At 34.4% G+C, this 12,314-nt stretch carries 7 protein-coding genes; all 7 read right to left on the minus strand.

Features of this window, described 5'->3' with window-relative positions; all coding sequences use genetic code 11:
- Positions 1 to 124: 124 nt before the first annotated feature.
- The 7 genes from AAFN75_RS00450 to AAFN75_RS00480 all read right to left on the minus strand — a co-directional run bounded on the left by AAFN75_RS00450 (position 125) and on the right by AAFN75_RS00480 (position 12,306).
- Complete coding sequence (locus AAFN75_RS00450) at positions 125 to 2,857, minus strand: metallophosphoesterase (RefSeq protein ID WP_411807752.1); 2,733 nt, start codon at positions 2,855 to 2,857, stop codon at positions 125 to 127.
- Entirely contained in the window at positions 2,814 to 3,659 is an 846-nt protein-coding gene (locus AAFN75_RS00455) for a tetratricopeptide repeat protein (RefSeq protein WP_411807753.1), read from the minus strand. The genes AAFN75_RS00450 and AAFN75_RS00455 overlap by 44 nt, the downstream gene beginning before the upstream one ends.
- Positions 3,660 to 3,751: 92 nt before the next feature.
- Positions 3,752 to 4,633, minus strand: a complete 882-nt coding sequence (locus AAFN75_RS00460) for a hypothetical protein (RefSeq protein WP_411807754.1) — start codon at positions 4,631 to 4,633, stop codon at positions 3,752 to 3,754.
- A gap of 120 nt (positions 4,634 to 4,753) precedes the next feature.
- Positions 4,754 to 5,776: a DUF5627 domain-containing protein gene (locus AAFN75_RS00465; RefSeq protein ID WP_411807755.1), complete on the minus strand. Its 1,023-nt coding sequence runs from the start codon at positions 5,774 to 5,776 to the stop codon at positions 4,754 to 4,756.
- A 95-nt stretch (positions 5,777 to 5,871) separates the two neighbouring features.
- Positions 5,872 to 7,593: a RagB/SusD family nutrient uptake outer membrane protein gene (locus tag AAFN75_RS00470; protein ID WP_411807756.1), complete on the minus strand. Its 1,722-nt coding sequence runs from the start codon at positions 7,591 to 7,593 to the stop codon at positions 5,872 to 5,874.
- Positions 7,594 to 7,614: 21 nt separating this feature from the next.
- Positions 7,615 to 10,461: a SusC/RagA family TonB-linked outer membrane protein gene (locus tag AAFN75_RS00475; protein ID WP_411807757.1), complete on the minus strand. Its 2,847-nt coding sequence runs from the start codon at positions 10,459 to 10,461 to the stop codon at positions 7,615 to 7,617.
- A 42-nt stretch (positions 10,462 to 10,503) separates the two neighbouring features.
- On the minus strand, positions 10,504 to 12,306 hold the full coding sequence (locus AAFN75_RS00480; protein ID WP_411807758.1) for a RagB/SusD family nutrient uptake outer membrane protein: 1,803 nt from the start codon (positions 12,304 to 12,306) through the stop codon (positions 10,504 to 10,506).
- Positions 12,307 to 12,314: the final 8 nt, after the last annotated feature.

A 12,314-nucleotide genomic window follows, 5' to 3' on the forward strand; every position in this document is an offset into this window, starting at 1 on the left:
TAGTTATTATAAAGTTTACTGTAAATCATAAAAAAAAGAGGAATAAATTAATTTATTCCTCTTTTTTATTTCTTGAATATTACTCTACGTTTTGTTTAAAGTAAATCTGTTTTTTACCCCTATTTTACTCCACTACAATATTTTTATAATACTCTTCTTTATCTGTAATAATATGCACCACATACATACCAGCAGGCATAGCATTTACGTTAATTTTACTAAGTGTACTTGATTTAACAAGTTTACCCACCGCATTATATATTTTAACCTCCTTTAAAGATTCACTAGGTTTTACATTAATATTTAAAAGTCCTTTAACAGGAACAGGATATGCAATAGTATCTAAACTATTAACCGCATTATGCTCTGTAGAAAGTGAAATACCCGCTTTATTAATTGCAAAGTAATCTGAAACAGAACCATTATCGTTAATGAATTTAACTACTAAGTTTTGTCCATCTACGCCATCGTCTTCTATTTCTAAAACACATGAACCCAATTCATTTAAAGAAGCATACATAGCATTATGATCTAAATCTCCTCCGGAAATTTTACCTGCAGATCCTGTAGTAATATACACAGCACCTGGGTTTTCTGTATCTGTTTTTTGGTAAGCACCATCTGCAGTATCTGCCTTACCAGATAAATTTCCGTTGCTACCAACCGTATGTGAACTTATATCAAAACTATCAGAAAATCCGTAATGTCCATTTATAAAATAAGATCTTTCATATGAATGTGAATGACCACTCAAAATTAAATCGACACCATTTGCCTCTAAAATTGGTAAAAAGTTATTTCTCATATTTACCAGAGGCGCTTCAAAATCTGAATCGTGAGATCCTTTAGAGTAAGGTGGATGATGAAATATTGCCACAATCCAGTCTTGGTCTGTATTTTGAATATCTTGCGTACACCAAGCCATTTGGTTTTCGTTGGTATCTAAGGTATAAGATTCTAATACTATAAAGTGAATATTGGCATAATCAAAAGAATAATACGCCTCTGTGCCCGAAGGTATACCTCCCGATTCTCCTGCCGTTGGAAAACTAAAAATATCGTAATAAGGTCCCGTTTGCGTGTTTGAATCTGCCGAATACCCATCATGGTTTCCTAGTGTGGACCATGCTACAGTATTCTTTAATTGCTCTTTATAAATATTAAAAAGTGCTATTTGATATTCGTTGTCTAGCCCACTATCATAAGCATTATCTCCTAAAAACAACATCATATCTGTTTGGTTAGGGTTTGTGCTTGCGTTTGCTACATAATTATAATATTCATCACGCACATTTTTCTGATTTAAATCGCCTGTACCAGCATCTCCTAAAATCCATGCTCTTACAAATTGATCTGTACCTGTAGTTGGCGCTGTTTTAAAAAACATATCGCTAGATTCTGAAACAAATACACCTGCATTGTTTGCTATTTCGTAGTAGTATTTGGTATTTGGAAGCAAACCTGTTAACTCAATTTCATGATCGCTATTTACTGCTGTGTTAGATACCGTGCTATTTAAAGCCCCTAAAGACGTACCGTAATTAACAATAGTTTCTGTATTGGTATTGGTTCTATATTTTACAGTAATCGCATCTGGTCTTCCTTTTTGTAAATAAGGGCCTCTTGTTAATTCTGCTTGAACTTCATCTCTAACTTCTAAGCGAAAGTTAAAACTAATATCAGAACTTGTTGCTCCATTTTGATGGATCTCGACAGCTACAACGTTTATACCATCAACTAAAAGATTATCTATTACATTATTAATCCATATACCTTCTGTAGCTGCAGAAGTTGCAAAACTGTTATAATTAATAGTTCCACTTGGCATATTATCTCGCCACACCTCTGCACCATTAATATACACGACCATACCATCATCTCTTAAGGCACTCATGTCTAAATATTTTAAAGAGGCATCGTCTGTTGATGCGGTAAAAGATTTTCTGTAATACGAGGTAAGCGCTCCTGTACTAATAACCGTAGCTTCATCTCCTTCACCATAACCCAATTCGGCATTACCAGACGCCCAAGACGAATCATCAAAAGCAGCAATTTTCCAGTTGCCTGTTGGTTCATTTCCAGCATCATAATACTTCCAATTATCACCTACCGAGATACGCTCGCCTGGAGCTGGCGTAGATTCTACCGTTATTCCTGTAATATTTTGAGTCGCTAAATGCGCATAACCATCATCTGGGTTAAATATTTGGGCTTGGTAACTGTAATTAGACCCAGGAAATAAACCTGAAGGTATTTCAAGACTTAAAGTTAATGTTCCTGCATTATCGGTTACTATTTGATTAACATCTGTTAAATTTCCACTAACATCCTTAAACCTAATAAAGGCATGAGCACGCACTACATCCTTAGTATAATCAAAAGTAATATCTACAAATGTACCCGACTGAACCGTTGTTGGGTAACTAGTCATTACGATAGTATTTGGAGGTACCTCTCCTGCTACTACGGTTACACCTGGAAAATTTTCGGTAGCCAAATGTGCATAACCCGCATCCGGATTAAATATTTGTGCCTGATAGCTATAACCAGAACCAAGTGCCGAGGCTGGAATTGGTAAGTTTAATGTTAAGGTTCCTGAATTATCCGTTACTATTTGATTAACCTCGGTTAAATTACCACTAGCATCTTTTAATCTAATGTATGCATGCGCTCTAGCTACATTTTTTGTGTAATTAAAAGTAATAGCGACCTCGGTATCTGCCGTAACGGTAGTTGGAGGATTAACTAAAGTTATTGAGTTTTGTGCAAATGTAATTGCAGAAACAAACAATAAAAAAACATATACAATAGGTTTAATTTTTATTTGATAATTTGTTTTCAAGAGTATTGATTTCATTTTGTAGTTTTTTTATTGCTAATGTATTTCTAAACTTTTCGTTTAATAAAAGTATAGCCGTTTTTGCCTGATGAAGGGCTATTCTGGAACCTTCAATTTGTTTGTTGTCAAATAGATACTTTGCCTTGTTATAATACCAAAACTCTCTTCTATCTGTACTTAATATAAAATAGTTGTATTGCTCTATAGCCTCGTCTATTTTAAGTGAAGCTTCTAAATATTCTAATTTTTGTAATTGGAGTGCAAATGTGTTTTTACCCAACTTGTTTAAGCCAGATTGAATAACTTCGAGCGCCTTTGGATAGTCTTTTGAGTTTAACGCCAGATAAATTTGGCTATATTCGATAACGTCATCTGGATTAATATCTATGGTATTATTAATAAAATAACCATAGTATTTTAGGGCTTCTTGATAGTCTTTTAATTGAATTAATATTTGTGCATGCAACTTGTTTATCTTCACATCGACACTATCCCTTTCTAGATAAATGTTTGAAGCTTCTAGTGCTTGCTTAAATTTATTCTTTTTAAAGTAGGTTTGAGCTTTTCTGTAATGAAGAATGTTGCTTGAGTTTCCTAATTTTTCTGATTTTAAATAGTCCCTAATAGCTTTATTAAACTCTTCGTGTTGTTGATACAAGAATCCGCGTTCAAAATATAATGTAGCATTTTTTGGATGCTTCCCGATTTCTACTGTTTTCTCTTTTATTCTTTTAGTTAAACTCCCATGTGCATAAAGGCATGATGCCGAAAATAGACATATTACACATAAAAAATTTCTAAATTCATTAAGCTTTTCCATAAAAAAAGAAAATTGGGCATATTTACAAAAAAGAGATTCTCGAAAAGTTTAACCTGTTATTGATTCATTACACCTCCATACTTATTTCAATTCTATGGGTTAACCACGATAGGAAAGCTTACCTCGGTATCTCGTAATCTGTGTATAACTTTTACCTCGGTAACTACAGCACTTATTGGCTTACCATTTAAAGGGTTAGCACTAATACTTAAAGCTTCAAAATCTTCAGCTCCAATTTCAGCTTCACTATTATTTATTTGTGTGTAACGAATTACAGTACCAGAAAGATCTAATATATCACCTACCGAATACTCTGTTTTTGTTGGTCCGCTTACAAGTACAGCACTTTTAGGAAAAAATGTAGTTAGATTTAATTCTTGAACTATATTTAGTCCTGTAACAATGTGCGTTATAGATACATCCGTATTCGATCCTATTGCGGTTCCGTTTGCAGGTACAGTTTCTAAATCCTTTACTACATCTAAGTATGGTAAATCTGCAGTATCTCCATTCTCATAGGTAAACGTAATTACCATATCGGTTAAATCTAACCTTTGATTATAAAAATAATCTGTTCTTGGTTCTGTTTTAATTTCCATGGCAACAACCTCGTTTGTAATGGTTATGGCTTGCACTAATCCTTTTCCTGTTTCACCAATTTTTATAGTTATGGCTTCATTCGAAAAATCTAATACTGTACCATTTTCTGGTTCGGTGGTGATACCTTCTTGAGCAAAAGCACTAAAAGGAATATCTATATCTTCGCCACCTTTATTTAGAGTAATAACTAAATCGGATAAATTTAGCATATCTCCTAATATATAATCTAATTGCGGCAATGTTTTCATGGAAACTCTCTCAATATTTGAAGACGCATCATCATCGCTATCACAAGCGCTAAAAAGCACAACAAATCCAAATGCACATAATAAAGCTAAGAATTTAGAGCTTGAAAAATTAATTATTTGTTTCATCTGTTTTAATATTTTTAATAATCGAAAAATTTTTGAGACATTCAACTTAATAGCTTTAATGACTAAGTGTTAATGTATAAAATTTAAGTTTATTATAGTTTATTTTATTTCTTGATATTACTATTTAAGCTCTACTACAAACTCTTCAAAAACCGCTGCTCTATCTCGAATTACAAGCGTATCCTTAACAGCATGTGTTTCATTAAAATCGGGATCTACGTATGTGTAATCTAAATAAATTACATCTCTAGATTTTCCTCCCCATTCGTCGCCTTCTTCTACGTATTTCCCTGAGCCGGTTATACCATTAGGATCACCGTCATAACTCGATATTGTACAAGAACCGTCATCATTAAATGTTAACTCCATTTCAATATTACCAGGGCTTGACTCCTCACCTCGACCTATTAAGTTTTCTAATTTAACTTTATTTAACCCTGTAGTTTCTACAAGCATTACTTCATCATCAACTACGTTTGATCCATGGTATGTTCTGCCAATAGAACTTGTTGGTGCAGTTATCATATCGACACCCCTTCTAAGATAGTTCCCATGAAACTTATTCATAAATTTAATACCAAAAAGTGTATAATCTTTTGGTAATACATCCCAATCTGCAGGATTAACTCTATCAGGGTTTGGTAAAACGCTAGAGCCTGATAAAATACTATCAATATTATCTGCCCTTGTTATTGTTAAAGGAATAACATAGTTAGTTGTATTTACGGCTCCAAAAGAAAGTGGATCGTCAAAAAACTCATCACGTAATTGCACCTTTATACGTGCTTTGGTATCTCCCGATGGTATAACAACCGGACTAATTCTTTCCATGGTATAGTATGCAGGCGGAAGTGCTTTTACATTATCTACATTATCCAATAAACTATTATCTACTTCAAAATAGATACTTCGTTGCGTATCATTACTACGTATCCCCGTCATAAGCGCCGTAATTTCAAAGTTATAATCATTATCAGTGTCATTAAAACCTTGATCGTACTTCCCTAAAATAAGGGTTCGTGCAGGTGTTTGATATGGAAAATAAGTTGCTATAACATCAAAATCATCAAATTCTGGTTCAGAATTGCTACACGATATTGCGATTAGCGCACTTATTAATAATACTATATTTCTTGTATTCATCGGGCGAAAAATTTACAATTAATCATTTATCTTAAGTGGGATTTTACAATCACCATCATTTTTTTTTATTTCTTTTTGTTGGTAAGATTAATACGTTACCATCCTATATTTTGCTCAATAGCATCAAACTTTACCAATTCACTTTGTGGTATTGGCGCATAATTAGCATTGTCTGGATATAACCTAGGTTCCACCACAAACTCTTCGTATTGTGAGCCATTATATTTAGATCCTATAATATCGGTTAAATCATCTAACATATTCCATCGGCGTAAATCGAATAGACGATGCCCTTCAAAACATAGCTCTAATCTACGCTCATTTCTAATAAGTGTACGCATAGCTTCTTTAGATGTTATTCCTGCTAAATAGGTATCTGCAGCATCAAGTCCTGCTCTTTGTCTTATGGCTCCTATTACTGCTCTTGCAGATATACCGTTAACCATATTATCTGGTCCACCCAATTCATTAGCCGCCTCGGCAAACATTAAATACAAATCGGTGTACCTTAAATATACGTTCATTTTTTCTGATGCAGAAATATTTCCGTTAGCACTAATGGTTACACTAGGATCTAATAATTTTTTAAGGTAATAACCCGATCTAGTAGAACGGAACTGTACTTTATCTATTTCATCGGCACCACCGCCAACACCAGTTCTAACAATTCTACTATCTAAATCATTTCCGTTGTATAAAATATATCTTCTTAACCTAGGATCTCTATTTTGAAATGGATTTGCGGGATTATAATCTGGATGATTTTTTGAGAAAGGTTCTCCGTTTATCATTGGAAATGCATCCACTAGATTTTGAGTTGGGTTAAGGCGACCTTCACCATTCAATGACGGTGGAAAATGTTGTTGCTCTACCCAAGTAAATGTATTAGCTACATTCTCTCTCCAAAGTACTTCTGGAAAAACTTTTGTACCAATATTAAAATCATAAAAATCATAGTGCCCTGTTGGGTTTAATCCGCTAACACCACCATTGTCGTTAAGAAGTTCTGCTAGTATAGTGCTAGTTTTTTGATAATAATCTCCCGAGCCATCTAAAAAAGCTGGACTTGCGGCTAAAAGATTTAACTTAGCTTGAAAAGCCTTTATAATGCGGCCATTTATACGACCATCTTGAGTTTCTCCAAATATAAATTCGTATCTATTAACATCTGATGTGCTATAACGTGCTGGTTGTTTCGAGATATCTCCATCCCAATCCATAGGAATATATTCTAATGCTTCATTAAAATCGTTATTTATCTTCTCGAAAGTTTCAGCAAACTCAGGTCTTGGAATATTAAAATCTGCATCTTTATCTAAAAACTCGGTAATATAGGGTACACCTAAAAGTTTACCTGAAGTGCCAACTCCTGCATGTTCTTGAAGTATCCAAAAATGTCTTAATGCACGCATTGCTAGAGCTTCTCCATACATACGTTGTTTTATAAGATCATTTGTTTCATCATCAAACTTCCATTCCACTTGATCAATTACAGTAAGAAATTTGTTAATATAAAGCACGTATTGATATTGTCCCCACCTACTAGACACAGCGTAATTGGCATTCCATTCCCCTGTAGCCATTCTGCGGAAGCCGCTTAAGTAATTGGTTACTGCATCATCGGTAGCAGAATCATTAAATAATAGTTGATTGGACATACCCTCGTAGGCATTCAACAATAAACCTTCAGCAAATGCTGGGTCAAAATTCAATCTTTCATCACCAGCAAGATTTTCATCTAGGGGTTCAAAAGTACTACATGCCACAAAAGATAACAGCATCAATGTAACGAATGTATGTTTTATAATAATCTTCATGTCTAGATTTAATTTATATTGTTAAAACTTTGCTCTAAGCCCCAATGAATAATAACGGTACGATGGTGAGGAACTTAAACTTAATTGCTGTATGTCTTTGGTTTTAGAAAACATTAATAGGTTTGCCCCACTAGCATATATACTAAAATCTTGCATATTTAGATCGGATACCAATTGTTTTGGAAAATCGAACGTTAACTGTATACGTTCAATTTTGAAATTACTGGCATCGTACAACCAGAAATCCGATGTTCTACCATGATTATTGGTATTCTCTAAAGATGATAATCGTGGAAAAGTAGCTGTACTTGCCGTAGCTTCTGTCCATCTATCTCTAACCACTTCAGAATATTTATCGCCGCCTTGTGGTTGGTAATAACTATCTGATTTTATACCATCACTCCCCACTTGAGCCGTTAATAAGGTAAATAATGTAAAGGATTTATAGCTCAATTTAATGTCCGATCCAAAAGTCCATGGTGCATCCCATCTTCCTATAACAACTTCGTCTTGTGCGTTAACTACACCATCATTATTTATATCTTTATACTTTAAATCTCCAGGTTGTACTGCTCCAAATTCTGGGACAGGAATACCATCCTTTAAAGATCCGTCTGTATCGAAATCATCTACACCAAAAAAGCCAAGCGATTTTAATCCCCAATACGCATCAATAGATGTACCTTTTCTATATTGATATTCATCATCATAAACTTCATCTACTTTAGTTCTTTCTGACGCCGTATATAATACACGAGCTCCAATATCCATACCTAAATCACCAAATTTATCTGAATAATTTATACCCAACTCAAAACCAGAACGCTTATCTGCATTAAAATTTGAATATGGTCGGAACGTATTATAATATTCTGGAAATACTGTTGATGCCAAAGTTGCTTGCTCATCTAATACAGAACGGAACACATTGGCTTCCACCCATAATTTATTAAAAAAGAGTCCTTCAAACCCAACATTAAAGTCGGTTCTTCGTTCCATTCCTAAATCATAATTCTGACCTCTTTCAATTTTAGTGTATCCGTTTTGAAATCCTGTACCATACTGATCTCCCCATTTATAGTTGCCTGCATTCTGTTGGTAGAACTCATCGTAAAGGAAATATCCTGGAACACCCAAATCGGAATAAATAACGCCAACAGAAGAACGTAATTTAAGATAGTTTAACCACGATATGTTTTTTAAAGAAGGTTCTTCAGACAAGATATAGCCAAAACCTAAGGTAGGTGCCAACTTACCTCTATTTCCTTCAGCTAATTTAACCGAATGTAAATAAGACGTATTTAAATCGAACAAAAACCTATTGTTAAGTGTGTAGTTTAAACTTAAACCAGCATGCGTGTTTTTATCAGATTGCGTTACCGATTTAGTGTGAGTGCTGTTAGTAAATCCTAATAAAGAGGCTTTAAACGCATGATTTTCGTTTAATTTCTTTTCGTAGTTTAACATACCAAAAAAGCCATATCTAATTGTAAAAATATTAGTTTCTACATTTTGCTCTAACTGCTTAAGGTCTGTATCGCCCACATTTTCTAAATTGGTAATTAAATTTTCATTACTCCAAGTAGGTTGATATATTGCAAAATTATTATTTACAGTTAAGTTATAACGGTTATAAAAATCAAAACTTAAATATGTTTTTGCCGATAGACCTTCGGTAATAGAACTTAAATCAAAATCGATTGAATTATTAACTTGGCTTATACGCGACATACTAGTTTGTCTTCCTCCTGCTAAAACCGAAGCTATTGGAACATTGCTATTAAAAGATTGGTTACCACCTAATATAAATCCATTAAATTTATTAGCGGCCTCCAAAACTCCTATTAAGTTAGGATTATTGGCTGTATCTATTAAGTTAATAGGCAGTAAAGGCGCGTAAAGATCCGGTCTGAATGTACGTCCTGCATCGTATAAATTTGTTAAAGAGCTTTTATTAACTTCAATAATAGCAATAGCATCCAAACTACTTTTAATCCAATTATTAATTCTAAAATCAATATTACCTCTTATATTAAAACGTTTTGTTCCTTTATCATTATCACCAAAGCTTTGTAAGGTTTCATCAGATTTAAAACCAAAGTTTATATAATATTTGGTGTCGTCTTTAGCTCCTGAAAAATCACCAATTACATTGGAATAGGTTGCTAGTGAACCAAAATAATCACTAGAATACAAATCTACATCTGGGTATCTAAATGGATTAACACCACTAGCGTGATTTGCTATTTGATTGTCTGAAAACGTTTGACTCAAACCATCGTTTGCACGTGCTTCATTGTAAAATTGCATATACTCTGCCGAACCAAGATAATTAGGCATTGAGATTGCTGTTTTAAAACCTGTACTAGCACTTACATTAAACTCAGTTTTAGCAGAGCCACGTTTTGTTTTTACAACAATAACACCGTTTTTACCCATAGATCCGTATAAAGCGGTTGCGTTAGCATCTTTCAAGACTGTAATTTCTTGAATTTCCTCCATGTTTAACAAATCGATAGATCGTCCTGGAATACCATCAACAACAATCATAGCGCCGCCTAATCCTCGAATATTATCGCTGTATTTAAGTCCTGTAATTCTGCCATTTAATGCATCTCTTACCCATTGGGTATTATCATACTTTAAAAATTGATCGGGTACTATTGAAGATACAGCACCTACGACTTGACTATTTTTTTCGGTTTGAAAACCCAAGTCAATCTCTTTATTAACTTTAGAAGCCAAATCAATACTGTTATTAGCAATAGAGTCTGTTCCTTGAGGGTTTTGTCCATATAATGAGAAGGATAGTAGCATATAGCTTCCTAAACATAATAGCGGTTTTTTATATTTTATAAGGTGTTTCATAAATTGGTTGTTATTATCTAATAAAAAAAACAAGTTTAAGTATTACCATCCTGGATTTTGTGGGTATCCTGGATACAGTTCTGTATCGTTTTGAGGAAGGGGTAGCCAATAATGTTTCTCATCAAAAACCTTAGTTCTTATTACTTCTTCTACTAAATTAATAGGTTTACCACTTGAATTTCTATCGAATCGGATTCCTGTTTTTAATCTATATTTCATATCTGTTCCTACTTTCCATCTTCGAATATCCATCCATCTATGATTTTCCCAAGACAACTCCACGGCGCGTTCTCTACGAATTTCATCCATAAACACGTTAGGGCTTGTTAAATTAACTGCACTTACATTTAAGCTTCCATCTGGTACTGCACGTTCTCTAATGGCATTTATCGCATCTAGAGCAGAAAGATTAAATCCTGCTGGCTTTCCGTCAATACCATATCCCATAACAGCTGCTTCTGCATACATTAAATATACATCTGTTAATCTAACATGAAGTCTCCATGAAAACACACTTTGATTATCATATTTATTATACCCTTGTGGATACCATTTTTTACCTACATAACCTGTTCTAGTTCCGTTACTCTTACCTGGGTGCCTGTGCGCCCCGCCATCGTAAAACTCGGCATATCTATTTACCTCATCTTCACCAGTAGCTGCACCTAAATTATCGATTAGCTGGTCGCCATCTACAACAACCCATTTATAAAAACGTGGATCTCTGTTAACCCAAGGATCATTAGGGTCATAAATAGGACTAGCGTCGCAAGACAAACCATCTTTCATTCCAAAATAGTTATGAATATAATTGTGTGTTGGAGAATTTATACCGTTTGCACCATTGAGCGCTCCAAGTTGCCAAGAGTCGGCTAAGTAGCCACCAAACCAACCTACTGATCCGGCTTGACCAAATACATACTCGGTTGAGTCTGGGTAAAGTCCACTAGGATCGTAAAAAACATCTTCATAATCTTCCCACCCTTGTAATCTATAACGCGGTATCTTTATAAGTTCTGCAAACGCATCGGCTGCAAGTTTACAAAGTTCTTCGTTATATCCGTAAGTATCATTGCTACCTTGCATTAACGGGCTAGCCGCAAATAACAAGTTTTTTCCTTTTAAAGCTAAAGCCGCTCCTTTAGTAATTCTAAACAAATTAGTACCTGCTGTTTGAACTCCTGGCCCCCAACTAGCGTCGTCCCAATCTTCTGGTAATAAGGCAATTGCTTTATCAAAATCTTCATCTATTTTAAGAGCTGTTTCTGCCCATTCTGATGGTCTTTCTATTCTCCAATCATCTTCTAATACTCTATCGATGTATGGCATAGGCCCCCAAAACTTCATGATTTCATGATGAAAAAAGGCTCTAAAAAAATAGGCTTGTCCTAAAATGGCATCAATTTCTTGCTCGTTTGCATCTACCATTAAATCTTCTGCATTAGCAATAACAATATTTGCTTTTCGTATACCTGCCCAACTACTTGGCCATAATGAACTTCTATCAAAAGGAATTCCAGAAGACGTATTGGTCCCTCCGCTAAAATAATTGAATGTATTTCCTTGCCAATCCCAATATCTACCTTCATCTGAAGAATAATCGAAAATCCAAGTTTCTACACCAACAGAATCTTCTCCGTAGTATGGGTAGTTTGCATAAAAGGCCAAAGAATAATCGACAATCATAGCATACATTTCCTCTACAAAACCCTGCGAACTATCAAAGTTCTTAAAAACCTCATTTATGGTAAGATTAGAATCTTGAGGTTTATCTAGATAGTCCTCACAGGAATTCATAACTCCTACAAGACAAAATAGACCTATTAATTTATATAAATTTCTCATTATCCTTT

It is taken from the genome of Algibacter sp. AS12 (assembly GCF_046736315.1).
Classification (GTDB): domain Bacteria; phylum Bacteroidota; class Bacteroidia; order Flavobacteriales; family Flavobacteriaceae; genus Algibacter_B; species Algibacter_B amylolyticus.